At 62.8% G+C, this 25,334-nt stretch carries 24 protein-coding genes and 1 tRNA gene; 13 read left to right on the top strand and 12 right to left on the bottom strand.

Annotated elements, in window-relative coordinates:
- The first annotated feature begins 11 nt into the window (after positions 1-11).
- From eutC to NPS58_RS25145, 5 genes are read left to right on the top strand one after another with little or no spacing between them, the layout of a single operon-like run.
- On the top strand, positions 12-1,004 hold the full coding sequence (eutC, locus tag NPS58_RS25165) for an ectoine utilization protein EutC (protein WP_274117955.1): 993 nt from the start codon (positions 12-14) through the stop codon (positions 1,002-1,004).
- Between the two features lie 33 nt (positions 1,005-1,037).
- Positions 1,038-2,228, top strand: coding sequence for an ectoine hydrolase DoeA (doeA, locus tag NPS58_RS25160; protein ID WP_274117953.1), 1,191 nt, complete (start codon positions 1,038-1,040; stop codon positions 2,226-2,228).
- A 3-nt stretch (positions 2,229-2,231) separates the two neighbouring features.
- A complete protein-coding gene (gene doeB, locus NPS58_RS25155; protein ID WP_274117952.1) occupies positions 2,232-3,251 on the top strand; it encodes a N(2)-acetyl-L-2,4-diaminobutanoate deacetylase DoeB in 1,020 nt (339 codons plus the stop codon).
- 30 nt (positions 3,252-3,281) lie between these two features.
- The gene (locus NPS58_RS25150; RefSeq protein WP_274117951.1) at positions 3,282-4,754 is read left to right on the top strand and encodes an NAD-dependent succinate-semialdehyde dehydrogenase; all 1,473 of its coding nucleotides are present in this window, start codon (positions 3,282-3,284) and stop codon (positions 4,752-4,754) included.
- An 11-nt stretch (positions 4,755-4,765) separates the two neighbouring features.
- Positions 4,766-6,148 carry an aspartate aminotransferase family protein gene (locus NPS58_RS25145; protein WP_274117950.1) on the top strand — a complete coding sequence of 461 codons (1,383 nt, stop codon included), beginning with the start codon at positions 4,766-4,768 and terminating at the stop codon, positions 6,146-6,148.
- A 71-nt stretch (positions 6,149-6,219) separates the two neighbouring features.
- On the opposite strand, the gene ppk2 is transcribed toward NPS58_RS25145, so the two are convergent.
- The 9 genes from ppk2 to NPS58_RS25100 form a co-directional block, all read right to left on the bottom strand.
- A complete protein-coding gene (gene ppk2, locus NPS58_RS25140; protein WP_274117949.1) occupies positions 6,220-7,029 on the bottom strand; it encodes a polyphosphate kinase 2 in 810 nt (269 codons plus the stop codon).
- 134 nt (positions 7,030-7,163) lie between these two features.
- Positions 7,164-8,264: a redox-regulated ATPase YchF gene (gene ychF / locus NPS58_RS25135; protein WP_038614758.1), complete on the bottom strand. Its 1,101-nt coding sequence runs from the start codon at positions 8,262-8,264 to the stop codon at positions 7,164-7,166.
- 21 nt (positions 8,265-8,285) lie between these two features.
- Positions 8,286-8,870: an aminoacyl-tRNA hydrolase gene (gene pth, locus NPS58_RS25130; protein ID WP_028944090.1), complete on the bottom strand. Its 585-nt coding sequence runs from the start codon at positions 8,868-8,870 to the stop codon at positions 8,286-8,288.
- Positions 8,871-8,947: 77 nt separating this feature from the next.
- Entirely contained in the window at positions 8,948-9,544 is a 597-nt protein-coding gene (locus tag NPS58_RS25125) for a 50S ribosomal protein L25/general stress protein Ctc (protein WP_028944091.1), read from the bottom strand.
- A 139-nt stretch (positions 9,545-9,683) separates the two neighbouring features.
- Positions 9,684-10,625: a ribose-phosphate pyrophosphokinase gene (locus NPS58_RS25120; protein ID WP_028944092.1), complete on the bottom strand. Its 942-nt coding sequence runs from the start codon at positions 10,623-10,625 to the stop codon at positions 9,684-9,686.
- A gap of 48 nt (positions 10,626-10,673) precedes the next feature.
- Positions 10,674-10,748 (bottom strand) — tRNA-Gln (locus NPS58_RS25115).
- Between the two features lie 34 nt (positions 10,749-10,782).
- Positions 10,783-11,628, bottom strand: a complete 846-nt coding sequence (gene ispE / locus NPS58_RS25110) for a 4-(cytidine 5'-diphospho)-2-C-methyl-D-erythritol kinase (RefSeq protein WP_274117948.1) — start codon at positions 11,626-11,628, stop codon at positions 10,783-10,785.
- 1 nt (position 11,629) lies between these two features.
- On the bottom strand, positions 11,630-12,247 hold the full coding sequence (gene lolB, locus NPS58_RS25105; RefSeq protein ID WP_274117947.1) for a lipoprotein insertase outer membrane protein LolB: 618 nt from the start codon (positions 12,245-12,247) through the stop codon (positions 11,630-11,632).
- A gap of 4 nt (positions 12,248-12,251) precedes the next feature.
- On the bottom strand, positions 12,252-13,979 hold the full coding sequence (locus NPS58_RS25100) for a tetratricopeptide repeat protein (protein ID WP_274117946.1): 1,728 nt from the start codon (positions 13,977-13,979) through the stop codon (positions 12,252-12,254).
- Between the two features lie 176 nt (positions 13,980-14,155).
- Between NPS58_RS25100 and hemA the strand changes: the two genes are divergently transcribed.
- The 6 genes from hemA (at position 14,156) to NPS58_RS25070 (ending at position 19,518) form a co-directional block, all read left to right on the top strand.
- Positions 14,156-15,433: a glutamyl-tRNA reductase gene (gene hemA, locus NPS58_RS25095; protein WP_274117945.1), complete on the top strand. Its 1,278-nt coding sequence runs from the start codon at positions 14,156-14,158 to the stop codon at positions 15,431-15,433.
- On the top strand, positions 15,430-16,512 hold the full coding sequence (gene prfA, locus NPS58_RS25090) for a peptide chain release factor 1 (RefSeq protein ID WP_274117944.1): 1,083 nt from the start codon (positions 15,430-15,432) through the stop codon (positions 16,510-16,512). The genes hemA and prfA overlap by 4 nt, the downstream gene beginning before the upstream one ends.
- Positions 16,513-17,343, top strand: coding sequence for a peptide chain release factor N(5)-glutamine methyltransferase (prmC, locus tag NPS58_RS25085; protein WP_274117943.1), 831 nt, complete (start codon positions 16,513-16,515; stop codon positions 17,341-17,343).
- On the top strand, positions 17,337-18,092 hold the full coding sequence (locus tag NPS58_RS25080) for a molybdopterin-synthase adenylyltransferase MoeB (RefSeq protein WP_274117942.1): 756 nt from the start codon (positions 17,337-17,339) through the stop codon (positions 18,090-18,092). The genes prmC and NPS58_RS25080 overlap by 7 nt, the downstream gene beginning before the upstream one ends.
- The gene (gene murI, locus NPS58_RS25075; RefSeq protein WP_274117941.1) at positions 18,085-18,885 is read left to right on the top strand and encodes a glutamate racemase; all 801 of its coding nucleotides are present in this window, start codon (positions 18,085-18,087) and stop codon (positions 18,883-18,885) included. Before NPS58_RS25080 ends, murI begins: the two co-directional genes overlap by 8 nt.
- A 114-nt stretch (positions 18,886-18,999) precedes the next feature.
- Positions 19,000-19,518: an acyloxyacyl hydrolase gene (locus NPS58_RS25070; protein WP_274117940.1), complete on the top strand. Its 519-nt coding sequence runs from the start codon at positions 19,000-19,002 to the stop codon at positions 19,516-19,518.
- 40 nt (positions 19,519-19,558) lie between these two features.
- Here the strand turns inward: NPS58_RS25070 and phrB are convergent, their stop codons facing one another.
- From phrB to NPS58_RS25055, 3 genes are all read right to left on the bottom strand, one after another.
- The gene (gene phrB / locus NPS58_RS25065) at positions 19,559-21,001 is read right to left on the bottom strand and encodes a deoxyribodipyrimidine photo-lyase (protein WP_274117939.1); all 1,443 of its coding nucleotides are present in this window, start codon (positions 20,999-21,001) and stop codon (positions 19,559-19,561) included.
- 52 nt (positions 21,002-21,053) lie between these two features.
- Positions 21,054-22,022: a DUF523 and DUF1722 domain-containing protein gene (locus NPS58_RS25060; RefSeq protein ID WP_274117938.1), complete on the bottom strand. Its 969-nt coding sequence runs from the start codon at positions 22,020-22,022 to the stop codon at positions 21,054-21,056.
- 151 nt (positions 22,023-22,173) lie between these two features.
- Positions 22,174-23,160, bottom strand: coding sequence for an NAD(P)/FAD-dependent oxidoreductase (locus NPS58_RS25055; protein WP_274117937.1), 987 nt, complete (start codon positions 23,158-23,160; stop codon positions 22,174-22,176).
- A gap of 186 nt (positions 23,161-23,346) precedes the next feature.
- Between NPS58_RS25055 and NPS58_RS25050 the strand changes: the two genes are divergently transcribed.
- Positions 23,347-24,252: a TIGR01777 family oxidoreductase gene (locus tag NPS58_RS25050; protein ID WP_274117936.1), complete on the top strand. Its 906-nt coding sequence runs from the start codon at positions 23,347-23,349 to the stop codon at positions 24,250-24,252.
- A 13-nt stretch (positions 24,253-24,265) separates the two neighbouring features.
- Positions 24,266-25,279, top strand: coding sequence for a ferrochelatase (gene hemH, locus NPS58_RS25045; protein ID WP_274117935.1), 1,014 nt, complete (start codon positions 24,266-24,268; stop codon positions 25,277-25,279).
- The last annotated feature ends 55 nt before the right edge of the window (positions 25,280-25,334 follow it).

Genomic DNA, 25,334 nt, shown 5'->3' with positions numbered 1-25,334 from the left:
GAGGATTTGTGATGCCTGCTACTACCTTGCTCAGCGAAGCCGACCTGCGTGCCTGCGTCAGCCTTGACCAGGCGGCGGTCGATGCCATCGAGCATGCCTTTTTGTTGCTGGCGACGGCGGCGGTGGCCATGCCGCCGATCCTGCGCCTGGATGTACCGGAGCACAACGGCGAGGTCGATGTGAAGACCGCCTACCTGCCGGGCCTCGAGCGCTTCGCGATCAAGGTCAGCCCGGGCTTTTTCGACAACCCCAGGCTGGGGCTGCCGAGCCTCAACGGCATGATGATGCTGCTGTCGGCACGCACCGGTCTGCTAGATGCCTTGCTGCTCGACAATGGCTACCTGACCGCGGTGCGTACTGCCGCCGCAGGCGCCGTGGCGGCCCGTTGGTTGTCCCGTGAAGACAGCCGCAGCGTGGCCCTGATCGGCACCGGTGAGCAGGCGCGCCTGCAGTTGCAGGCTCTGCGCCTGGTGCGACCGGTCGAGGCCGTGCGGGTGTGGGGGCGGGATGCCGACAAGGTCGCCGCCCTGTGCGATGAGCTGGGCTGCGATGGCCGCCTGCATGTGCTGGCCTGCGCGTCGGTCGATGAGGCCATGCGCGGCGTGGATATCGCCATCACCTGTACGCCGAGCCGTGAACCATTGATCGAGGCGCGCCACCTGCAGCCTGGCCTGCATATCACCGCCATGGGCTCGGATGCCGAGCACAAGAATGAAATCGCCCCGTCGGCACTGGCCGCCGTGGATTGCTATGTCGCCGACCGCCTGAGCCAGACCCGCGTGCTGGGTGAAATGCACCACGCACTCAAGGCCGGTGTTGTCAGCGAGGAGCGCGGTTTCAGCGAACTGGGCCAGGTCATCGCCGGCCAGCGCCCGGGGCGTACCGACGCCCTCGAAATCACCCTGTGCGACCTGACCGGTACCGGCGCCCAGGACACCGCCATTGCCAACCTGGCCTTCGAGCGTGCGCTCAAGGCGGGCAAGGGTTCGCAGTTCAACAGCTGACACTTTGATTTCTCACCCAACGAGGGTATTTGCATGTCTGAGGTCGTCGTCAATCTGCCGTTCAGCCGGCAGGAGTATGCGCAGCGTCTGGCCAAGACCCGCGCCGCCATGCAAGCGCAAGGCATCGAGTTGTTGCTGGTTACCGATCCGTCGAACATGGCGTGGCTGACCGGCTATGACGGTTGGTCGTTCTATGTGCACCAGTGTGTGCTGCTGGCGCTGGACGGCGAGCCGGTGTGGTATGGCCGTGGCCAGGATGCCAATGGCGCCAAGCGCACGGTGTTCATGCAGCACCGGAACATCATCGGCTACCCGGACATCTACGTGCAGTCGCGCGAGCGCCATCCGATGGACTACCTGTGCCAGGAGGTGATCGCCGCCCGGGGCTGGAGCACGCTGAACATTGGCGTGGAGATGGACAACTACTACTTCAGCGCCGCCGCCTACCTCGCGCTGCAAAAGCATTTGCCCAAGGCGCGCTTCAGCGATGCGGCGGGCCTGGTGAACTGGCAGCGGGCGATCAAGTCGAGCCAGGAAATCGAGTACATGCGCATCGCCGCGCGCATTGTCGAGAACATGCACGCCAGGATTCTGGAGCGAATCGAACCAGGCATGCGCAAGAACGAGCTGGTGGCCGAGATCTACAGCAGCGGCATCCTCGGAGCCGACGGCCATGGCGGCGACTACCCGGCCATCGTGCCGTTGCTGCCCACCGGCGCCGATGCCAGTGCACCGCACCTGACCTGGGACGACACCCCGTTCCAGAAGGGCGCCGGCACCTTCTTCGAGATCGCCGGGTGCTACAAGCGCTATCACTGCCCGCTGTCGCGCACGGTGTACCTGGGCAAGCCGCCGCAGCACTTTCTCGAAGGCGAGAAGGCCGTGGTCGAGGGTATCGCCGCAGGCCTGGAAGCGGCGCGCCCCGGCAACACCACCGGTGACGTGGCCAAGGCCTTCTTCAAGGTGCTGGAGAAGTTCGGCATCCACAAGGACAGCCGTTGCGGTTACCCGATCGGTATCAGTTATCCACCAGATTGGGGCGAGCGCACCATGAGCTTGCGCCCAAGCGACACCAGCGTGTTGCAACCCGGGATGACGTTCCACTTCATGCCCGGCCTTTGGATGGACGATTGGGGCCTGGAGATCACCGAAAGCATTCTGATTACCGACACCGGCGTCGAGACGTTGTGCAACGTGCCACGCCAACTGTTCGTGAAGGATTGAGCCATGAACGCACCTCTGCCTGAAGCCACGCTGGCGGTGAACCCGATCAGCAGCACGGTCGACTTCGAACGCGACGGTGTGCAGCACGGTTTTCTCAAATTGCCCTATTCGCGGGATGACTCGGCCTGGGGCGCGGTGATGATCCCGATCACCGTGGTCAAGCACGGCACGGGGCCCACGGCGCTGCTCACCGGCGGCAACCACGGTGACGAGTACGAAGGGCCGGTGGCCCTTAGCAAGCTGGCGCAACGCCTCGAGGCCGGCCAGGTCAGCGGACGGGTGATCATCGTGCCATTCATGAACACCCCGGCGTTCCATGCCGGTCAGCGGACCTCGCCGATCGACAAGGGCAACATGAACCGCAGCTTTCCCGGCAAGCCGGACGGCACCGTGACGCAGAAGATCGCCGACTATTTCCGGCGCACGCTGCTGCCGCTGGCCGATATCGTGCTGGATATTCATTCCGGTGGCCGGACCCTGGATTTCCTGCCGTTCGCCGCCTGTCACGTGTTGCCCGACAAGGCCCAGCAAGCGCGCTGCGAGGCTGCCATGCGCGCCTTTGCCGCCCCCTACAGCATGCGCATGCTGGAGCTGGACGCCCAGGCCATGTACGACACCGCCGCCGAAAGCCAGGGCAAGGTATTCGTGACCACCGAGCTCGGCGGTGGCGGTTCATCCACCGCCAGGAGCGTGGCGGTGGCCGAACGCGGGGTGCGAAATCTGCTGGTGCATGCAGGCATCCTCGAGGGCGAGGTACAGCCCGGCGAATCGATCATGCTCGACATGCCCGGCGACGATTGTTTCGTGGCCAGCGAGCACGACGGTCTTCTGGAGATGTGCCGCGACCTGGGCGAGCGGGTAGAGCAGGGTGAGGTGATCGCCCGTATCCATGACATCAAGCGCAGCGGGGCCGCGCCGGTCGAGTACCGCGCCCGGCGTAGCGGGTTGCTGGCTGCGCGGCATTTTCCGGGGCTGGTGCAGTGTGGCGATACCCTCGCGGTGGTCGCCGACGTTCTGCAGTAGCGCATACCCACACGGTTTGGAGAACACGATATGCCACACAAGCATGCGCTGACGTTCAAGACCCTCTGTCATGTGGATGGCCAATGGCTGCACAGCACCACGGGCAACAGCATTGCCGTGCACAACCCGGCGACTCGCCAGGTGATCGGCCATGTGCCCCTGCTTGAGCACGAGCAGATCGTTGCCGCTGTCGATGCCGCCCAGCGCGCCTTCGGCCCGTGGCGCGCGCAGAGCCTGGAAAACCGGGCTGTGCTGCTGCGCCGTTGGGCCGAGCTGATCCTTGACCACCAGGAGGAGCTGGCGCGGATTCTCAGCGAGGAGCAGGGCAAGTCCCTGGCCGAGTCCCGGGGTGAGATCGCCTATGCGGCAAGCTTCATCCCCTGGTTCGCCGAAGAGGCACGGCGGTTGTACGGACAGACCATCCCCAGCCATATCCCCGGTGCCCACCTGGGTACGGTGAAGGAGCCGGTGGGCGTCTGCGCCTTGCTCACGCCGTGGAACTTCCCCAGCGCGATGATCACCCGCAAGGCGGCCGCTGCCTTGGCGGCAGGCTGCACCGTGGTGGTCAAGCCAGCGCATGAAACCCCGTTCTCGGCCCTGGCCCTGGCCCAGCTGGCGGAAGAAGCAGGCTTTCCGGCAGGTGTGTTCAACGTAGTGATCGGCGAGCCGCAGATGACCATGGAAACGTTGGTGCGCGACGCGCGGGTGCGCTCGGTCAGCTTCACCGGTTCCACCCGGGTGGGCAAGCTGGTGCTGCAGGCAGCCGCCCAGGATGTGAAAAAAGTCGCGTTGGAGTTGGGCGGCAACGCACCCTTTATCGTCTGCGCTGATGCCGACCTGGCGCTGGCGGTGAAGGTCGCGGTGGCGGCCAAGTTCCAGACCTCGGGGCAGGACTGCTGCGCGGCCAACCGGATCATGGTGCAACGTCCGCTGTACCCGGCCTTCGTCACCCGTTTTGCCGAGGCGGTACGCGCGCTGCGCGTCGGGCCGGCGATGGTCGGTGGTGACGAAATGCCGGTGGACGTCGGCCCGCTGATGCACCAAGGCGCCTTCGATGCCACCTGCGCCCGGGTCGAGGATGCCGTGCACAAAGGTGCGCGTTGCCTGGTGGGTGGTGAGGGGCACGCCCTGGGTGGCTGGTTCTACCAGCCGACGGTGCTGGCCGATGTCACCCCGCAGATGCGCATCTACCAGGAAGAAAACTTCGCCCCGATTGCCGGTGTCATGCCGTTCGATACCCTCGATGAGGCGATTGAAATGGCCAACGACACCGAATACGGCCTGGCGGCCTATATCTGCTCCAACCGCCTTGACCAGGTGTACCCGCTGATCCGTCGGCTGGACCACGCGATGGTCGCGGTCAATGGCGTGAAGTTCACCGGCCATCCGATCCCCTTTGGCGGCATGAAGGCCTCGGGCCTGGGCCGCGAGGGCGGTAGCGAAGGCTTCGAGCCCTTTGTAGAAACCAAGTACTTCTGTCTGCACCATCAAGGTCAAATTTAAGGAGCGTTGCCATGAGTCAATTCAGCCAACTGTTCGAACAAGACCGTGCCCATTTCATGCACCCCTCGACCCATGCCCATGACCACGCCAACGGCGCGCTCAAGGGGCGGATCATCACCAGCGCCGAGGGCATTCGCCTGCGCGACCACGAGGGGCGCGAGCTGATCGATGCGTTTGCCGGCCTCTACTGCGTGAACATCGGCTACGGCCGCACCGAAGTCGCCGAGGCGATCTACAAGCAGGCCAAGGAGCTGGCGTACTACCACACCTATGTGGGCCATTCGACCGAGGCGATCATCGAACTCTCCAGCCGCATCATCGACTGGGCGCCGGAGGGCATGAAGAAGGTCTACTACGGTCTTTCCGGCTCCGATGCCAACGAAACCCAGATCAAGCTGGTGCGTTACTACAACAACATCCTGGGCCGTTCGCAGAAGAAGAAAATCATCTCCCGCGACCGTGGCTACCATGGCTCGGGCATCATGACCGGCAGCCTCACCGGCCTTGCCAGCTTCCACCAGAACTTCGACCTGCCGGCCGAAGGCATCAAGCACACCGTCTGCCCGCACTGGTACCGCAAGGCTCCGGTGGGCATGGATGAAACCGCGTTCGTGCAGTACTGCGCCAACGAGCTGGAAAAAATGATCCTGGCCGAAGGCCCCGATACCGTGGCGGCGTTCATTGGCGAGCCGCTGATGGGGACCGGGGGCATCATCGTGCCGCCCAAGGGCTACTGGGAAGCGATCCAGGCGGTACTGAACAAGTACGATGTGCTGCTGATCGCCGATGAGGTGGTGTGCGCCTTCGGTCGCCTGGGCTCGAAAATGGGCAGCCAGCGCTACGGCATGAAGCCCGACCTGATCACCACCGCCAAGGGTCTGACCAGCGCGTACGCGCCGCTGTCGGCAGTGATCGTCGGTGAGAAAGTGTGGAACGTGATCGACCAGGGTTCGCAGAAAGAAGGCGCCATGGGCCACGGCTGGACCTATTCCGGGCACCCGGTGTGCGCGGCTGCGGCACTGGCCAACCTCGACATTCTGGAACGTGAGAACCTCACCGAGAACGCCGAAGTGGTGGGGGCCTACCTCAACCGCAAGTTGAGCGAAGCGCTGGAAGGTCACCCGCTGGTAGGCGAAGTGCGCGGCGACGGTATGCTCGCAGCCGTGGAGTTCATGGCCGACCGTGAAGCCCGCACGCCATTCGATCCGGCCTTCAAGGTCGGCCCGCAAGTGTCCGCCGCCTGCCTCGAACGTGGCATGGTCGCCCGGGCGATGCCCCATGGCGACATCCTGGGCTTTGCACCGCCCCTGGTGCTGACCCGCGAGGATGCCGACCTGATCGTCGCCATCACCAAGGATGCGGTCGACGAAGTGGCGGGCAAAGTGCTGGGCTGATCCTGGCGTACCGCTGAAATCACAAAACCCCGTCTCGGTAATAGAAGACGGGGTTTTGTGTAGGGCGTTGTTCAGAAGCGTTCGGGAATCATCCGGAATGGGTAGTCGACACTCTTGTACCGGCCGATCTTGCCGCGCTTGGGCAGCTTGATCTTCTCGTCCTGGGTGATGTCCTTGTAGGGGATCTGCTTGAGCAGGTGGCTGATGATGTTCAGGCGCACCCGCCGCTTGTCCTCGGAAGGCGCCATGTACCACGGTGCCCAGGAAGAGTCCGATGCGGCGAACATCTCGTCGCGGGCGCGGGTGTAATCGTCCCAGCGATTGAACGACTTCAGGTCCATGGGCGAGAGCTTCCAGATCTTGCGGCCATCGGTGATGCGCTCTTCCAGCCGGCGCTGTTGCTCTTCGGGGCTGACCTCGAGCCAGTACTTGACGACGATGATGCCGGACTCCACCAGCATCCGCTCGAACAGCGGTACCACGCCGAGGAATTTTTTCGCCTGGTCTTCAGTGCAGAAGCCCATGACCCGCTCGACGCCTGCGCGGTTGTACCAACTGCGGTCGAAGATCACCACTTCGCCCGCCGACGGCATGTGCTCCAGGTAGCGCTGGGCATACATCTGGCTCTTTTCCCGCTCGGTCGGCGCCGGTAGCGCAACGACGCGGAACACCCGCGGGCTGACCCGCTCGGTGATTGCCTTGATGGTACCGCCCTTGCCGGCACCGTCACGGCCTTCGAAGATGACGCAGACCTTCAGGCCCTTGGCCACGACCCACTGCTGCAGCTTGACCAGTTCGACGTGCAGGTTCTTGAGTTCCTTCTCATAGTCCTTGCGGGGTAGCCGTTCTGCGTCACGGGCCTTGTCTTTTTTCTTGCTCATGGAGATTGCCTGGTCAGTGAAAGTGGAATTGAGTATAGGCAGGCTGCACTCGAGAACCCTGACGCCGGGCAATGAAAAACAAAAACCCCTCGAGGCTGCTGGCCTCAAGGGGTTCTGGGTGTGGCGGGAGCGGCTTAGACGTTGAAGCGGAAGTGCATCACGTCACCGTCCTTGACGATGTAGTCCTTGCCTTCCAGACGCCATTTACCGGCTTCCTTCGCGCCGCCTTCACCCTTGTACTGGATGAAGTCGTCATAGGCGACCACTTCGGCGCGGATGAAGCCTTTCTCGAAGTCGGTGTGGATCACGCCGGCCGCTTGTGGCGCGGTAGCACCGACGCGTACGGTCCAGGCGCGTACTTCCTGAACGCCTGCGGTGAAGTAGGTCTGCAGGTTGAGCAGGCCGTAGCCGGCGCGGATCACGCGGTTCAGGCCAGGTTCTTCCAGGCCCAGGGCCTCGAGGAACATGTCCTTTTCTTCGCCTTCGTCGAGCTCGGCGATTTCTGCTTCGATCTTGTTGCACACCGGCACGACCACGGCGCCTTCTTCTTCGGCGATGGCGCGCACGATATCCAGGTGCGGGTTGTTCTCGAAGCCGTCCTCAGCAACGTTGGCGATGTACATCACCGGCTTGCTGGTCAGCAGGTGGAAGCCGCGGATCAGTGCCTTCTCGTCGTCCGCCATGCTCTTCATCAGGCTGCGCGCGGGCTTGCCTTCGGTGAAGTGCGGGATCAGTTTCTCGAGGATTGCCTTCTGCGCCAGGGCGTCCTTGTCACCGCCCTTGGCGTTGCGCGCAACCTTCTGCAGTTGCTTCTCGCAGCTGTCGAGGTCGGCGAAGATCAGTTCCAGGTCGATGATCTCGATGTCACGCTTGGGGTCGACGCTGTTGGAGACGTGGATCACGTTCTCGTCTTCGAAGCAGCGCACCACGTGGGCGATGGCGTCGGTCTCGCGGATGTTGGCGAGGAACTTGTTGCCCAGGCCTTCACCTTTGGAGGCGCCGGCGACCAGGCCTGCGATGTCGACGAATTCCATGGTGGTCGGCAGCACGCGGTTCGGCTTGACGATGGCCGCCAGGGCATCCAGGCGTGCATCGGGCATTGGCACGATGCCGCTGTTCGGCTCGATGGTGCAGAAGGGGAAGTTCTCTGCCGCGATGCCGGATTTGGTCAAGGCGTTGAACAGAGTGGACTTGCCGACGTTGGGCAAACCGACGATGCCGCAATTGAAACCCATGGTGAATCCCTCTTCGTGGAGTCAGGCCTTCTGGCTGTGCAGCTCTCTCATCGCACGCGTCCAGTCGCCGGCGAGGATGTCCGGCAGCACGCCGAGGGCAAAATCGATACTGGCGTCCAGTTTTTCCTGCTCGGCGCGTGGCGCCTTGCCCAGGACAAAACCGGAGACCCTGCTGCTGTCACCCGGGTGGCCGATGCCAAGCCGCAGACGGTGAAAGTCGTTGTTGTTGCCGAGCTGCGCAATGATGTCGCGCAGGCCGTTGTGCCCACCATGGCCGCCGCCTTTCTTGAGCTTGGCGACGCCTGGGGGCAGATCGAGTTCGTCGTGGGCCACCAGGATGGCATCTGGCGGGATGCGGAAAAAATTCGCCAGTGCAGCAACGGCCTGGCCGCTGCGGTTCATGTAGGTGGTGGGAATCAATAGACGGACGTCGTTGCCCTGATGGCTGAATTTAGCCGTCAGGCCGAAATACTTGCGATCAGCTGTCAGGTTGACACGCTGGGCGCTGGCAATGCGTTCTACGAAAAGAGCCCCTGCGTTATGCCGGGTCTGTTCGTATTCGGGGCCGGGGTTTCCCAGGCCGACGATCAGTTGGATGGCGGTCACGTCAGGGGCTCTTCCTTGGAGTTGGGGGTTACAGTGCGGGGCACTGTAACCCGATCAACGCCGGCGTGCCGAGTGGATTACTCAGCAGCGCCTTCTGCAGCTTCAGGCGCAACACGCGGAGCGTGAACGTTGGCAACAGCTTTGTCATCACCGTGGGCCAGAGCTACGAACTCTACGCCTTTAGGAGCTTTGAGGTCCGACAGGTGGATGATGGTGCCGACTTCAGCCTTGGCCAGGTCAACTTCGATGAACTCAGGCAGGTCTTTGGCTTCGCAGGAAACTTCGATCTCGGCCACTACGTGGGAGATTTCGCCGCCTTTCTTGACCGGTGCTTCTTCGTTGATGAAGTGCACAGGAACAACAGCGGTCAGTTTCTGGCCAGCTACAACGCGGACGAAGTCAGCGTGCATGATGAACTGCTTGGACGGGTGACGTTGCAGAGCCTTGACGATAACGTTCTGCTTGGTGCCGTCGACGTTCAGTTCGATAACGTGGCTGAAGGCAGCTTCGTTGTCGAACAGCTTGGTGATTTCCTTGGCCAGGATGGTTACGGATTCAGCGGCTTTGCCACCACCGTAAACAACAGCAGGAGTGTTGGCGGAATGACGCAGGCGGCGGCTCGCACCTTTCCCCAGGTCAGTACGCGCTTGGGCGTTCAGAGTGAAATCAGTCATTTTGTATCTCCAAAATAGCCATTCCCGAGTGGCGTTTGCGACCAGCGCCAAAGCGGGATGGGCAAAAAAGCCCCGCCCCAACAACAGGTGTTGGGGCGGGGCGCTTTACGTCAACGTGATGTTCGCGAGGGCAGGGCCCTCAGCGGAACATCGCGCTGATCGATTCTTCGTTGCTGATGCGGCGAACCGCTTCGGCCACGACCGGTGCGATATCCAGTTGGCGGATACGCGCACAGGCTTGTGCAGCGGCGGACAGCGGGATGGTATTGGTAACCACCAGCTCGTCCAGCACGGAGTTCTCGATATTCTCGATCGCCCGACCCGACAGGACAGGGTGCGTGCAGTAGGCGTAAACCTTGGCAGCGCCGTGTTCTTTCAGGGCCTTGGCCGCGTGGCACAGGGTGCCGGCGGTGTCGACCATGTCGTCGACGAGAATACAGGTACGTCCTTCGACATCGCCGATGATGTGCATCACTTCGGAGTGATTGGCCTTTTCACGGCGTTTGTCGATGATACCCAGATCGACACCCAGGGACTTGGCAACAGCACGTGCACGCACGACGCCGCCGATGTCCGGGGACACGATCATGAGGTTCTCGAAACGCTGGTCTTCGATATCATCCACCAGAACGGGGGAGCCGTAGATGTTATCTACCGGAATATCGAAGAAACCCTGGATCTGGTCAGCGTGCAGGTCGACGGTGAGAACACGGTCGATACCAACGACGGTGAGCATGTCAGCGACGACTTTGGCGCTGATAGCAACACGCGCCGAACGCGGACGGCGATCCTGGCGGGCATATCCGAAGTAAGGAATCACGGCAGTGATTCGGGACGCTGAGGAGCGGCGGAAGGCGTCTGCCATCACTACCAGTTCCATCAGATTATCGTTGGTTGGCGCGCAAGTCGGCTGAATGATGAAAACGTCCTTGCCGCGGACATTTTCATTAATCTCAGTGCTGATTTCGCCGTCGGAGAATTTGCCGACAGAAACATCACCCAGTGGGATATGCAGCTGACGTACGACACGCCGAGCCAGATCGGGGTTAGCGTTCCCCGTAAAGACCATCATCTTGGACACGCGCAGTACCTGAAGGCTGAGGGTATACCTGGATGAGTATAAGGAAAATGGCAGGGGCGGCTGGATTCGAACCAACGCATGGCAGGATCAAAACCTGCTGCCTTACCGCTTGGCGACGCCCCTGTATTTGTTGCTGCGAGCACCTTGTACTCGATTCCTAGAGCAGACTTTGAAGCTTGCGATGCAACATCGAAACGTTGCTTCCCTTAGCCACAAACCCTGATTGGGTATCTGCAAGAAGGGCCAAAACTCTATCAGCTTCAGCTTTGCTTGGGAAGGCCCCAAACACACAACTTCCAGTTCCGGTGAGTCTTGCTTCGGTGAATTTACTGAGTAAATTCAGTGAGTTACGTACTTCTGGGTAACTCTGCTCAACTACCGCTTGACAGTCATTACGACTGTTTCCCTTGGGAACGGGGCGCATCTTAAGGGGCAAAGAATCACGTGTCAACTGCGGGTGCGAAAAAATTTCTGCTGTACTAACAAATACTTGTGGAACCAGTACCACGTACCAGGGTTCCTCGGGGTCGACCGGGGTCAGCTTCTCGCCCACGCCCTCGGCAAACGCGGCATGGCCACGAACGAAAACCGGAACATCGGCGCCCAGGCTCAGGCCCAGTTCGGCCAGTTGGTCTTCGCTGCAGTCCAGCTTCCAGAGATGGTTCAAGCCCAGCAGGGTGGTGGCGGCATCCGAGCTGCCGCCGCCGATACCGCCGCCCATGGGCAGGATTTTCTTCAGCCAGATGTCGGCGCCCAGGCTGCAGCCGGTAAGTTGCTGCAATTTGCGCGCGGCCTTGACGATCAGGTTGCTGTCGTGGGGAACATCCTGAAGGTCGCTGTGCAGGTGGATCTGGCCGTCATCGCGCACCGCAAATTCGAGTTCGTCGGCGTAGTCGAGGAACTGGAACAGCGTCTGCAGCTCGTGATAACCGTCGGGGCGGCGGCCAAGAATGTGCAGCATCAGGTTGAGCTTGGCAGGGGCGGGCAGGGTCAACCGGGTCATGTCAGTGCCCCAGCTGGCGCGGCTGCCAGTCCTTGACCACCACCGTCACATCGATGTTCTGGCCGTGCAGCTTGAGGCGTTCGGGCAGCCAGTAGCCGTTCTGTTCGGTGTAGCTCAGGTACTGCACGTCCCAGCCATCCTGCTTGAGGCTGGCCAGGCGGCTGTCGCTGCCCAGGGTCAGCTGGCTCTTGCTGTCGGGGGCGGGCAGGCCGCGGACCCACCAGACCAGGTGCGAAACCGGCAGCTCCCAGCCCAGTTGTTCTTCCAGCAGGGCTTCCGGGTTCTTGGCTTCATAGCGACCCTGGTTGGCCACCTCCAGCACCACGCCACCGGGGCGCCCGGTCAGGCGGGCAGCACCACGACCCAGCGGGCCGGACAGGCGGATGTCGTAGTAATCCTGGCGCTGCAGCCAGAACAGGGTGCCGCTGCCGGAGTCTTTCGGTGCACGGATACCGACTTTGCCGTTGATCTGCCAGCCGTCCAGGGTGCTCAGCTGCTGTTTGTGTTCGCGCCACAGTTGCGGGCTGCCCTGGCCCTGGAGGGCTTCACGGGAGCCGAAGCCGGCGCAACCGGCAAGCAGGGCGATCAGGCTGAAGGTGATGCAGTGGCGCAAAAACATAGGCTTAAAGAGTCTCGGATCCGGTCAGGCGCAGAACAGTCTTGCGCAGGATAGGGCTGTCGGGTTGGGCTTCGAAGGCCTTGGCCCAGGTTTGCCTGGCCTCGCGGCGCTTGCCGTTGGCCCACAGCACTTCACCCAGGTGCGCGGCGACTTCGTGGTCGGGGAAGCGCTCCAGCGCCTGGCGCAGCAGGCGCTCGGCTTCGTCGAGGTTGCCCATGCGGTAATTGACCCAGCCGAGGCTGTCGAGCACGGCTGGGTCATCGGGGGTGATCTGGTGGGCTTTTTCGATCAGGGCCTTGGCTTCGCCATAGCGGGTGGTGCGGTCGGCCAGTGTGTAGCCCAGGGCATTGAGCGCCATGGCGTTTTCAGGTTCGCGGGCGATGATGCTGCGCAAGTCCCGTTCCATCTGGCCCAGGTCGTTGCGTTTTTCGGCCAGCATGGCGCGGGTATAGAGCAGGTTGTTGTCGTCCGGGTACTGCTTGAGTGCCGTCTCGAGCACGCTCAGGGCCTGGGCGTCCTTGTCGTTGTTGCTCAGGGCCTCGGCTTCGATCAGGTACAGCTGGATGGCGTAGTCGGGCTGTACATCGCGGGCCATGGCCAGGCGACGCGAGGCCTCGGCGCTGCGGCCATTGGCCACGAGGATGTCGGCCTGGCGCAGTTGCGCCGGCAGGTAGTCGTTGCCCGGGCCCACTTGGCCGTACTCGCCAAGGGCTTCTTCGAGTTGGTTGCGCTCTTCGTGGATGCGGCCCAGGTTCAGGTGCGCGGCATCTACATGGCTGTCGCGTTCGATCAGCTCTTGCAGGTAGCCGGCAGCTTCGTCCCAGTTCTTGGTTTCCAGGCAGATGAGCGCCAGGGAGTAGCGCAGTTCGTCGTCGTCCGGGTATTGCTGGACCAGGCTCGAGAACTCGACCTTGGCGTCGTCCAGGCGATCCTGTTCGACCAGCGTGCGCGCGTAGGTCAGGCGCAGGCGCTTGTCGTCCGGGTACTGGCGGATGGTTTTCTGCAGCAGCGGCAGGGCTTCTTCGCCGCGGCCCACACTCTGCAGCAGGCGTGCGCGCAACAGCACCGGGGCGATCTCGCCGTCGTCGGCCGGGTGTGCTTCCAGCAGGTTCAGGGCGGCCTCGGCGTTGCCGTCCTGCTGAAGCAGCAGGGCCTTGCCGAACACCAGCTGGCCGTTGTCCGGGTATTTTTTCAGCAGGCGATCGAAGCTTTTCTGCAGGCCGTCGCGGCTGTCCTGGTCGGTTTCAGCGGCCGACAGGGCAAGAAAATCGAAGTGCGTGTCGCCCTGGCCTTGCAGCACCTTCTCCATGTAGACCATCGAGTCGTCGTAGCGGCCGCTGCGGGCCAGCTGGATGGCGGCGGCGCGCTGGGCATCGAGGCTGTCGGGGGCGTTTTTCGCCCAGATCAGGGCGGTGTCGAGGGCGGGCTGGTCGGCGCCCAGGTACTCGGCGATGCGGTAGGCGCGCTCGGAAATCCCGGCGTCCTGGGTCTTGATGGCTTCGCTGACGTAGTTGTCCAGGGCAATATCGAAGCGATTGCGCTGGCCGGCCAGCTCCGCGCTCAGCAGGTTATAGACGGTGTCCTGGCTGAACGATCCATAGACCACGGGTTTTTCCGGCTGCTGTTGCGCGCCATCGAGGGCAGGCGCCTGGTCATCGGTGGAGTCCGGGGACAGGGTCTGGCAGCCCTGGAGCAGGGCCAAGGCAAGGAGCAACGCGTAGGATCTATTCATAATGAGGATTTGGGCGGCTTACCAGCGGTCGGATCATCATGACACAAGCGCCGGGGCAAACCCATAAGCGAAGGTCTCGGTAGGGGTAGTCTATAGAGACAATAGCGAGCGGTGGTTGTTCTGGAACCTGCGAAGTAGGACAATTATCGGCTTCTCGTCATAATCAGCGACCTTGCATGGCCTTTCTTGCCCTCGGTATCAACCATAAGACTGCCTCGGTAGACGTACGCGAGCGCGTGGCGTTTACCCCTGAGCAGCTGGTGGACGCCTTGCAGCAGCTCTGTCGACTGACCGCCAGCCGCGAGGCTGCGATCCTTTCGACCTGTAACCGCAGTGAGCTCTATATAGAGCAGGACCACCTGGGCGCAGAGAGCGTTCTGCGCTGGCTGGCCGAGTATCACCAGCTGAGTCTCGATGAACTGCGCGCCAGTGCCTACATCCATGAGGATCATGACGCCGTGCGGCACATGATGCGGGTGGCTTCCGGCCTTGACTCGCTGGTGCTTGGCGAGCCGCAGATCCTCGGGCAGATGAAGTCGGCCTATGCCGTGGCCCGTGAGGCCGGGACCATCGGCCCGCTGCTCGGTCGCCTGTTCCAGGCCACCTTCAGCGCCGCCAAGCAGGTGCGTACCGACACTGCCATCGGTGAAAACCCGGTGTCGGTGGCCTTTGCCGCCGTCAGCCTGGCCAAGCAGATCTTCAGCGACCTGGGTCGCAGCCAGGCGCTGCTGATCGGCGCGGGCGAAACCATCACCCTGGTCGCCCGTCACCTGCACGAGCAGGGGGTGCGACGCATTGTGGTGGCCAACCGGACCCTGGAGCGGGCCAGTACCCTGGCCGAACAGTTCGGTGCCCATGCGGTGCTGCTGGCCGATATCCCCCAGGAGCTGGTCAACAGCGACATCGTTATCAGTTCTACCGCCAGTCAGCTGCCGATCCTGGGCAAGGGCGCGGTGGAAAGTGCCTTGAAGCAACGCCGGCACAAACCGATCTTCATGGTCGACATCGCCGTGCCGCGCGATATCGAGCCCGAAGTCGGCGAACTCGATGACGTCTACCTCTACACGGTCGATGACCTGCACGATGTGGTCGCCGAGAACCTCAAGAGCCGCCAGGGTGCTGCCCAGGCTGCCGAAGAGCTGGTGACCGTCGGTGCCGAGGATTTCATGCTGCGCCTGCGCGAGCTGGCCGCGGTGGATGTGCTCAAGGCCTACCGTCAGCAGAGCGAACGCCTGCGCGACGAAGAATTGCAAAAGGCCCAGCGACTGCTGGCCAACGGTGCCAGTGCCGACGAGGTGCTGGTGCAATTGGCACGCGGGCTGACCAACAAATTGCTGCATGCACCCAGTGTGCAACTGAAAAAGCTCTCTGCCGAAGGCCGCCTCGATGCGTTGGCCATGGCACAGGAACTCTTTGCCCTCAATGAGGGTTCGACGGATAAAACCCCGCAATGAAAGCGTCGCTGCTCAATAAGCTGGATACCCTCCAGGACCGTTTCGAGGAATTGACCGCCCTGCTGGGCGATGCCGAAGTCATCTCCGATCAGACGCGCTTTCGCGCCTACTCGCGCGAATATGCCGAGGTCGAGCCGGTCGCGGCGACCTACGCCCAGTGGCGCAAGGTCCAGGATGACCTGGCCGGCGCCCAGGCGCTGCTCAAGGATAGCGACCCCGACCTTCGGGAAATGGCCGTCGAGGAAGTGCGCGAGGCCAAGGAGCAACTGGCCGGGCTTGAAGTCCAACTTCAGCGCATGTTGCTGCCCAAGGACCCCAACGACGGGCGCAACGTGTTCCTGGAAATCCGCGCCGGTACCGGCGGTGACGAAGCGGCGATCTTCTCGGGCGATCTGTTTCGCATGTATTCGCGCTATGCCGAACGCCGTGGCTGGCGCCTGGAGATTCTCTCTGAGAACGAAGGCGAGCATGGCGGCTACAAGGAGATCATCGCCCGGGTCGAGGGCGACAATGTCTACGGCAAGCTGAAGTTCGAATCTGGCGCCCACCGGGTGCAGCGCGTGCCGGAAACCGAATCCCAGGGCCGTATCCATACCTCGGCCTGCACCGTGGCGGTGCTGCCGGAGCCGGACGAGCAAGTGGCGATCGAGATCAACCCGGCCGATCTGCGCGTGGACACCTACCGTGCCTCGGGTGCCGGTGGCCAGCACGTCAACAAGACCGACTCGGCGATCCGCATCACCCACTTGCCGACCGGTATCGTCGTCGAGTGCCAGGAAGAGCGCTCCCAGCACAAGAACCGCGCACGCGCGTTGTCCTGGTTGTCGGCCAAGCTCAACGACATGCAGACCAGCGCTGCACAGAATGCCATCGCCAGCGAGCGCAAGTTGCTGGTGGGCTCGGGCGACCGCTCCGAGCGAATTCGTACCTACAACTATCCACAGGGCCGGGTGACCGATCACCGTATCAACCTGACCCTGTATTCCCTGGATGAAGTTCTGGCCGGTGGGGTAGACGCGGTGATCGAGCCGCTGCTGGCCGAGTATCAGGCTGACCAACTGGCTGCACTGGGTGAGTAAATGACGATTATCGCCAGCCTGCTTCGCGCTGCGGAGCTGCCGGATTCGCCGACGGCGCGTCTGGATGTGGAACTGCTGTTGGCCGCGGCCATCGGCAAGTCGCGAAGCTACCTGCATACCTGGCCAGAGCGAATTGTCAGCAGCGAGGCGGCGCTGACTTTCGCCCAGTACCTGCAGCGGCGCCGCAGCGGCGAGCCGGTGGCCTACATTCTGGGGCAGCAAGGGTTCTGGAACCTGGACCTTGAAGTGGCACCGCATACCTTGATTCCGCGTCCGGACACCGAGCTGCTGGTCGAGACCGCCCTTGAGCTGCTGCCGCCAACGCCCGTGCGGGTGCTGGACCTGGGCACCGGCACCGGTGCCATTGCCCTGGCCCTGGCCAGCGAGCGGCCGCAGTGGCAGGTGACGGCCGTGGACCGCGTGCTCGAGGCGGTGGCCCTGGCCGAGCGCAATCGCCAGCGCTTGCAGTTGAACAATGTCCAGGTGCGCAGCAGCCACTGGTTCGATGCCCTGCAGGGCGAACGCTACGAGTTGATCATCAGCAACCCGCCCTACATCGCCAGCGAAGATCCGCACTTGATTACCGGGGATGTGCGCTTCGAGCCGAGCAGTGCCCTGGTAGCCGGTGTCGATGGCCTGGACGACCTGCGCACGATCATCAGCCAGGCCCCGGTGCACCTGCAGCCCGGCGGCTGGCTATTGCTCGAGCACGGTTACGACCAGGGCGCTGCGGTCCGCGAGCTGCTCGCTCGCCACGATTTTGAACAGATCGAAAGCCGCATCGACCTGGGCGGCAATGAACGGATCAGCCTGGGGCGACTGTCGTGCTGAGTGATCAGGAGCTGTTGCGCTACAGCCGGCAAATCCTCCTGGCCCAGGTCGATATCGATGGCCAGTTGCGCCTGAAGAACAGCCGGACGCTGATTGTCGGGCTCGGCGGCCTGGGTTCGCCCGTGGCCTTGTACCTGGCGGCAGCCGGTGTCGGCGAGCTGCACCTGGCCGACTTCGACACGGTCGATGTGACCAACCTGCAACGCCAGGTGCTGCACGACACCGCCTCGGTCGGCATGACCAAGGTCGATTCGGCGCTGGCCCGCTTGCAGGCGATCAACCCCGAAATCCGCCTGGTTGCCCACCGCAGCGCCCTGGATGAAGACTCTCTGGCCGCCGCCGTCCAGGCAGTGGACCTGGTGCTCGATTGCTCCGACAACTTCTCCACCCGCGAGGCAGTCAATGCCGCCTGCGTGGCCCAGGGCAAACCCTTGGTCAGTGGTGCGGCGATTCGACTGGAAGGGCAGCTGTCGGTGTTCGACCCGCGCCGCCCCGAGAGTCCTTGCTACCACTGCCTGTATGGGCACGGCAGCGAAGCCGAGCTGACCTGTAGCGAAGCCGGGGTGATCGGCCCGTTGGTCGGCCTGGTCGGCAGCCTGCAGGCACTGGAAGCGCTCAAGCTGTTGGCCGGGTTTGGCGAGCCACTGGTAGGACGCTTGCTGCTGATCGATGCCCTGGGCAGTCGCTTTCGAGAGTTGCGCGTCAAGCGTGATCCAGGTTGCAGCGTTTGTGGCGCGGACCATGGCTGACCAGGCATCGGCGCCCGTCGGCGTCTTTGACTCGGGCGTGGGCGGCCTGTCGGTGCTGGCAGAAATCCAGCGCCTGCTGCCCAACGAATCGCTGCTTTATGTGGCCGACTGCGGGCACATTCCCTACGGTGAAAAATCCCCCGAGTTCATCCGCGAGCGCTGCCGCCGGGTGGCCGAGTTCTTTCGTGCGCAGGGTGCCAAGGCGATGGTGCTTGCCTGTAACACGGCCACTGTGGCGGCCGTGGCCGACCTGCGCGAGCAGTATCCGCAGTGGCCGCTGGTAGGTATGGAGCCTGCGGTCAAGCCCGCAGCGGCGGCCACCCGCAGCGGCGTGGTGGGGGTGCTGGCAACGACCGGCACCTTGCAGAGCGCCAAGTTCGCTGCCTTGCTCGACCGCTTCGCCAACGACGTGCGCGTCGTCACTCAGCCTTGCCCGGGCCTGGTCGAATGCATCGAGGCCGGCGACCTGAGCAGCCCTGCCCTGCGTGAATTACTCCAGGGCTACCTGCGTCCCTTGCTCGATGCCGGTTGCGACACCCTGATCCTGGGCTGTACCCATTATCCCTTCCTCAAGCCGCTCTTGGCGCAAATGGTGCCGGCGTCCATTGCCATCATCGACACCGGTGCCGCGGTCGCGCGCCAATTGCAGCGCCTGCTCGGCGAGCGGCAATTACTGTCGACAGGCCCCGCCCGAGACACGCAGTTCTGGACCAGTGCGAACCCGGAACATTTGCGAAAGATCCTGCCTATGTTGTGGAATAAATCTGACAGTGTGCGAAGCTTCACAATGTAAAAAAGTGTGAAAAGCACTCAACATTGGATGAACTAACGCAACATCGACGATTTCTAAAAATTTGTCCAGTGAGACAAAAGAACCAACTACAGCATTAGGAAAAGGACGTTTCTCATGAGGAAACTGCTTTGTTTGGCTGCTGTTGCAGCCTTGACCCTGGGGCAATCTTTAACAACGCAAGCGGCTGATATTTCGTTCGCGGTTGGGCAAACCGGCGAATCGACCATGACCTATCGCCTGGGCCTGGAATCGAACTGGGATGTTAGTTGGTGGCAAACTAGCGTAGGCCGGCTTACTGGTTATTGGGACGGAGCCTACACCTATTGGGACGGCGACAAGACCGCAAGTAACCACAGTCTTTCCTTTGCGCCCGTGTTTGTCTACGAGTTCGCCGGTGAGTCAATCAAACCCTATATCGAAGCCGGTATCGGGGTCGCAGCATTCTCCAGCACCGAAATTGAAAACAACGAGTTGGGCTCCTCTTTCCAGTTTGAAGACCGCATCGGTTTTGGCCTGCGCTTTGCCGGTGGCCATGAAGTCGGGGTGCGTGCGATTCACTACTCCAACGCCGGTATGCAAACACCCAACGATGGCGTGGAAAGCTACACCCTGCATTACCGTATGCCGCTGTAATCCTGCCGTGGCCCTGCGTTGATCGCAGGGCCAGCTTCGCTCAGGGCTCGACGCCTTCCTGCTGGCGCGCAGCCAGGTTCTTGAACGCCTCCAGCGCGCGTTGACGACTACTGCCCAAGTCCACGATGGGGTGGGGATAGCGGGGGTGCGCAAAGAGCCCGCCATCGGGTAGCGGGCTGTGCACGTGTTTTTCGTCAGACTCGGCCAGCTCAGGCAGCCATTGCTTTATAAAAAGCCCCTGGCTGTCAAAACGCCTGGACTGATTGATCGGGTTGAAAATACGAAAGTATGGCGCGGCATCGGTGCCGGTCGATGCGCTCCACTGCCAACCGCCATTGTTGGCCGCCAGGTCGCCGTCGATCAGGTGGCGCATGAAAAAACGCTCGCCTTCGCGCCAGTCGATCAGCAGGTTCTTGGTCAGGAACATCGCCACGACCATGCGCAGGCGATTGTGCATCCAACCGGTCGCCAGCAACTGGCGCATGGCGGCATCGATGATCGGGATACCGGTACGACCCTCCTGCCAGGCCTTCAAGTCTTCAGGGGCATGGCGCCAGGGCAGCGCTTCGGTGTCCTGGCGAAACGCGCGGTGGCGGGACACGCGAGGGTAGCCGACCAGAATGTGCTTGTAGAACTCACGCCACAGTAGCTCGTTGATCCAGGTTTGCACCCCGTGGTTCCCGCTGTCGATCTCGCCCTGGTTATGTGCCAGTGCCTGGTGCAGGCACTGCCGGGGCGAGATCACCCCGGCGGCGAGGTAGGCCGAGAGCTGGCTGGTACCGGCAACCGCAGGAATGTCCCGTTGGGTCTGGTAGTCGTCGACGGTGTCCTCGACGAATCGTTGCAGTCGACCGTGGGCTTCTCGTTCGCCGGCAGGCCAGAGCTCGCGAAGGCTGGCTGGTGGAGGCGGGAAGCCTGCAGCCGCCTCGGGGACCGGATCACTGGCAACTGGCACAGGGGGCTGGGGCGCAATGGGACGTTGCAAGGCGGGGAGGCTCAGGTGCAGGCGCTCGTGGCAGACCTTGCGAAACTGGCTGAACACCTGGAAGTAGCCGCCATTGCGGGTCAGGATGCTGCCGGGCTTGAAAAGCAATTGGTCCAGATACCGATGTACCGCAATGCCCGCCTGTGAGAATGCCTGGCTGACCGCCTGGTCCCGGCGGCTTTCGTTGACACCGTATTCTTCGTTCAGGTGCAGCGCCTGGACCCGGTGCGCACGAGATACCTGCAACAGTACCGCCGGTGCCTGCTCCCAGCTGTCCGCCTCGCGGATCAGCAAGGGAATGTTCAACTCAGCCAGTCGGTCACTCAACTCGCGCACATTGCGTAGCCAGAAGTCGACCTTGCACGGCGCATCATCATGGGCGCGCCATTGATGCGGGCTGACCAGCCAGATGGCCATCGTCGGGCCTCGCGCGCAGGCGCTGGCCAGGGCGGTGTTGTCATGTATGCGCAGGTCGCTGCGCAACCAGATCAATTGCATGGTGGTCCTTGGTCAACGATCGCTATTTTTCATCGCACGCGTATTCACGGCCTCAGATGCCGTTGTGCAGGCTCAGGTTCTGCGGGTGCGGTTGCAGGTAGACCTGCTGTAGCACATAGGGATCGGGGTGGTTGCGCAGGTGGTGTTTGAGCAGCGTCAGCGGCACGACCAGAGGAATGACGCCGGCGTGGTACTGGCCGATCAACTGGTGCATTTCCTGCCGGTCGTCCTGGCTCAGCGCATCGCGCAGGTAGCCGCTCAGGTGCTGCAGCACGTTGCTGTGGTTGCCGCGGCTGGCGCAGCGACTCAGCGCCTGCATCAGTTGGTTGAAGTAGCGGGGGCCGAGCACGTGGGGGTCGTCGTCGCGGCTCATGCTGCCCAGCAGTTTGCCCAGCACCTTGTACTGCTGTGGATGGTTGGCCATCAGTTGGTACTTGTAGCGGGCATGGAAGGCGATCAGCGCCCCGCGGCTCAAGCCCTCGGCCAGTAAGCGCTGCCAATCGGCATAGGCATACACGCGGGTGATGAAGTTCTCGCGCAACACCGGGTCGCACAAGCGGCCATCTTCTTCTACCGGCAGATCGGGGCGGCGCGCACAAAAGGCTGCCGCGTACAGGCCGCGGGCCCCTTCGCGGGCCGGGTAGCCGTTGGCCTGGTACACCTTGACCCGTTCAAGACCGCAGGAAGGTGACTTCTGCATGAAAATGTAGCCACAGATGTCATCCAGCTCGTCGGCCATCTGTTCACCGTATGCCCGCAGCGGGCCGGACAGCTCCAGTGCAGGATCGCGACGGCTTACCGCTTGCGGATCACGCGGGTCGCCGACCAGGCGAATCGCCGCGCGGGGTACACCCAGGCCAATGGCGACCTCGGGGCAGACCTGTACAAGCTCGAAGTGCTCGGCCAGCACCTCGTTGCACAGGCGAGACGCCTTGTGTCCGCCGTTGTAGCGCACTGAAGCACCGGCCAGGCAGGCGCTGACAGCGATTCTGGGTTTGCTGGTGTGCAGTGGCGCCTTCATGGCCAGGTCCTAAAAACTTGTACAAATTACATTATCTGTACAAATAACCTCCATCATAGAGGCAGGCGCGGGCAAGTCAATTGCTGTGCAGGGCTTTTATAGGGTTGGCCGGGAGGCAGCGGGGCGGCGCAGGAGGCAGCCCCGTGAGGGATCATTCCATGTGTTCGAGTAGCCGTCGTGCCGCTTCCTGGCCACTGAGCCAGGCGCCTTCCACGCGACCCGACAAGCACCAGTCGCCGCAGGCATAAAGGCCCAGGTCGGCATCGGCCAGGGCGCCCCATTCATGGTTGCCGGCCGGACGGGCGTACAACCAGCGATGGGCGAGGGAAAAGCTGGGGGCCGGGACGACGCAACCGACCAACTCGGCGAAATCGCCCCAGAGCTGCTCGATCACCGCCTCCTTGCTCAGGTCGATGTGCTGCTTGCTCCAACTGGAGGTGGCGTGCAAGACCCAGGTGTCCATGTGCGTGTCACGTCCGGGCTTGCTGCGGTTGCAGGCCAGCCAGTCCAGGGAGCTGTCCTGCACGAAGCAACCCTGCATCGGTGTATCCAGGGGGGTATCGAAGCCCATGGCGATGGCCCAGGTCGGGTCCATCTGCACACCCGCGGCGGTGGAGGCGAGCTTGGGGGTGGCCGCCAGCAGTTGAGTGGCCTGGGGTGCGGGAACCGCCACGATCACTTTGCTGAACGGGCCATGGCTGCAGCCTTCGGTGTCTTGCAGGTGCCAGTAGTGCTTGCCGCGGAACACCTCGGCGATACGGCAGGTGAAATTGACTGTCAGGTCCTTGAGCAAGCCACGGGTAATGGCACTCATGCGGGGCACGCCGACCCAGCGGGTCTGCTCGTCTGGTGAAGGGCTCAGCACGCCATTGTGGTAGTTGTAGAGCTGGGGTTTCCACTCGGCTACCCAGCCGGCGGCGACCCATTGCTGGACCTGGTCGACGAAGCGCCGATCGCGAGCCGTGAAGTACTGGGCGCCCAGATCGAGGGCACCGGCATCGCTGCGCTTGCTGGCCATGCGCCCCCCGCTGCCGTGTCCCTTGTCGAACAAGTGGACGGTCTGCCCTGCTTTTTGCAGGGCCTGGGCCGCTGACAGGCCGGCGATACCGGCACCGATAATGGCAATAGGTACACTCATAATGGCCTCTTCGAACCTGATGGTTAAAGACTACGCTGCCGGACAAACCTGTACCGCTCAAGAGCCCTGTGCGAGGTGATTCCGCTCGTTATCACAGGTTGTCCTATGTTTATCCGAGAGCGATCGGTCAAAAAAGTGCCTTGTTCTTAAAAATAGACCACTGGCGCGCCAAGTGAGGACACAGCCATGCATATATTGCTGACCGGCGGTACGGGGTTGATAGGCCAACAGCTTTGTCAGCACTGGTTGGCCAAAGGGCACCAGTTGACGGTGTGGAGCCGGCGCCCCGAACAGGTGGGCAGATTGTGCGGCGCCGGAGTTCGCGGCATCGCCCGGCTGGAGGAGTTGAGTGCGGATGAGCCGCTCGATGCGGTGATCAATCTGGCCGGCGCGCCAATTGCGGACCGGCCCTGGACGGCACGGCGGCGGGCGCTGTTGTGGAGCAGCCGGATCACCCTCACCGAGCAGTTGCTGGCCTGGCTTGAGCAGCGTCGGCAACGCCCCGAGGTGCTGATTTCAGGCTCGGCGGTAGGCTGGTACGGCGATGCCGGCGAGCGTGAGCTGACCGAGGCCTCGCAGCCGGTCAAGGAAGATTTCGCCAGTCAGCTGTGCATCGCCTGGGAGGAAACCGCGCAACGCGCCCAGGCCCTGGGCATACGTGTGGTGCTGGTGCGCACGGGGCTGGTACTGTCGAGCGAGGGCGGCTTTTTGTCGCGCCTGCGCACGCCGTTCAAACTGGGGCTGGGCGGGCCGATCGGGGATGGTCGCCAATGGATGCCGTGGGTTCATATACATGACCAGATCGCCCTGATTGATTTTCTCTTGCAGCACAAGGACGCCAGCGGTCCTTATAATGCCTGCGCCCCGGAGCCGGTGCGTAACCGCGAGTTCGCCAAGCGCCTGGGTCGAGTGTTGCATCGTCCGGCCTTCATGCCGCTGCCGGCGCTGGTGCTCAAGGCCGGGCTGGGTGAGTTGTCGACCCTGCTGCTGGGCGGACAGCGGGCGCGGCCGGTACGTTTGCTCGCAGCCGGCTTTACCTTTCGCTTCAATGATCTGCAATCGGCCCTGGATGAGCTGTCCAGTCGCCTCTGAAATAGGACGTTGCATGACCGATCACGCTCTGCTGCTGGTCAACCTGGGTTCGCCGGCTTCCACCTCGGTGGCCGATGTGCGCCGCTACCTCAATCAGTTCCTGATGGACCCCTACGTCATCGACCTGCCGTGGCCGGTGCGCCGCCTGCTGGTATCGCTGATCCTGATCAAGCGCCCCGAACAATCGGCCCATGCCTATGCCTCGATCTGGTGGGATGAAGGTTCACCGCTGGTGGTGCTGACCCGTCGCCTGCAAGACGCCATGCGCGAGCAGTGGACCCATGGCCCGGTGGAAATCGCCATGCGTTATGGCGAGCCTTCCTTGCCGACCGTGCTGGCGCGCCTGGCTGCCCAGGGCGTGAAGCAGGTCACCCTGGCGCCGCTCTACCCGCAGTTTGCCGACAGCACGGTGACCACCGTGGTCGAGCAGGCCCGCCAGGTGATTGCCGAGCACAACCTGGCGCTGCAGATGCGTGTACTGCAGCCGTTCTACGACCGCCCGGAATACATCGACGCGCTGGTCGCCAGTGCCAGGCCTTACCTTGAACAGGACTACGATCACCTGTTGCTGAGCTTCCACGGCCTGCCCGAGCGGCACCTGAAAAAGCTCGACCCCACTGGCAACCATCGCTTCCAGGACCCGGACTGCTGTCGCGATGCATCGCCTGAAATGCTCGCGGTGTGCTATCGCGGCCAGTGCATTCGCACCGCCCAGGCGTTCGCCCGGCAGATGGGTATCCCGGAGGGCAAGTGGTCGGTGTCGTTCCAGTCGCGGCTGGGGCGGGCCAAGTGGATCGAACCCTATACCGAGACCCGCCTGGACGAGCTGGGCAAGGCTGGGGTCAAGAAGTTGCTGGTGATGTGCCCGGCGTTTGTCGCCGACTGTATCGAGACACTCGAGGAGATTGGCGATCGCGGGCGCGAGCAGTTTGTCGAGGCGGGCGGGGAGGAGTTGGTGCTGGTGCCTTGCCTGAACGATCACCCGCAATGGGTGCAGGCGTTGAAGGGAATGTGCGAGCAAGCATGAAGTCGCGGGGCAAGCCCGCTCCTACACGGTAGGAGCGGGCTTGCCCCACGCAGTT

The sequence above is a fragment of the Pseudomonas putida genome (assembly GCF_028682455.1).
Taxonomy (GTDB): Bacteria; Pseudomonadota; Gammaproteobacteria; order Pseudomonadales; family Pseudomonadaceae; genus Aquipseudomonas; species Aquipseudomonas putida_AA.
Note: the sequence above shows the minus strand (reverse complement) of the source record. Positions and strands in the feature narration are given on the sequence as shown.

Coding starts and splice junctions, on each gene's coding strand:
- eutC (WP_274117955.1), top strand. CDS start 12: ATGCCTGCTACTACCTTGCTCAGCGAAGCCGACCTGCGTGCCTGCGTC.
- doeA (WP_274117953.1), top strand. CDS start 1,038: ATGTCTGAGGTCGTCGTCAATCTGCCGTTCAGCCGGCAGGAGTATGCG.
- doeB (WP_274117952.1), top strand. CDS start 2,232: ATGAACGCACCTCTGCCTGAAGCCACGCTGGCGGTGAACCCGATCAGC.
- NPS58_RS25150 (WP_274117951.1), top strand. CDS start 3,282: ATGCCACACAAGCATGCGCTGACGTTCAAGACCCTCTGTCATGTGGAT.
- NPS58_RS25145 (WP_274117950.1), top strand. CDS start 4,766: ATGAGTCAATTCAGCCAACTGTTCGAACAAGACCGTGCCCATTTCATG.
- ppk2 (WP_274117949.1), bottom strand. CDS start 7,029: ATGAGCAAGAAAAAAGACAAGGCCCGTGACGCAGAACGGCTACCCCGC.
- ychF (WP_038614758.1), bottom strand. CDS start 8,264: ATGGGTTTCAATTGCGGCATCGTCGGTTTGCCCAACGTCGGCAAGTCC.
- NPS58_RS25125 (WP_028944091.1), bottom strand. CDS start 9,544: ATGACTGATTTCACTCTGAACGCCCAAGCGCGTACTGACCTGGGGAAA.
- ispE (WP_274117948.1), bottom strand. CDS start 11,628: ATGACCCGGTTGACCCTGCCCGCCCCTGCCAAGCTCAACCTGATGCTG.
- lolB (WP_274117947.1), bottom strand. CDS start 12,247: ATGTTTTTGCGCCACTGCATCACCTTCAGCCTGATCGCCCTGCTTGCC.
- NPS58_RS25100 (WP_274117946.1), bottom strand. CDS start 13,979: ATGAATAGATCCTACGCGTTGCTCCTTGCCTTGGCCCTGCTCCAGGGC.
- hemA (WP_274117945.1), top strand. CDS start 14,156: ATGGCCTTTCTTGCCCTCGGTATCAACCATAAGACTGCCTCGGTAGAC.
- prfA (WP_274117944.1), top strand. CDS start 15,430: ATGAAAGCGTCGCTGCTCAATAAGCTGGATACCCTCCAGGACCGTTTC.
- prmC (WP_274117943.1), top strand. CDS start 16,513: ATGACGATTATCGCCAGCCTGCTTCGCGCTGCGGAGCTGCCGGATTCG.
- murI (WP_274117941.1), top strand. CDS start 18,085: ATGGCTGACCAGGCATCGGCGCCCGTCGGCGTCTTTGACTCGGGCGTG.
- NPS58_RS25070 (WP_274117940.1), top strand. CDS start 19,000: ATGAGGAAACTGCTTTGTTTGGCTGCTGTTGCAGCCTTGACCCTGGGG.
- phrB (WP_274117939.1), bottom strand. CDS start 21,001: ATGCAATTGATCTGGTTGCGCAGCGACCTGCGCATACATGACAACACC.
- NPS58_RS25060 (WP_274117938.1), bottom strand. CDS start 22,022: ATGAAGGCGCCACTGCACACCAGCAAACCCAGAATCGCTGTCAGCGCC.
- NPS58_RS25055 (WP_274117937.1), bottom strand. CDS start 23,160: ATGAGTGTACCTATTGCCATTATCGGTGCCGGTATCGCCGGCCTGTCA.
- NPS58_RS25050 (WP_274117936.1), top strand. CDS start 23,347: ATGCATATATTGCTGACCGGCGGTACGGGGTTGATAGGCCAACAGCTT.
- hemH (WP_274117935.1), top strand. CDS start 24,266: ATGACCGATCACGCTCTGCTGCTGGTCAACCTGGGTTCGCCGGCTTCC.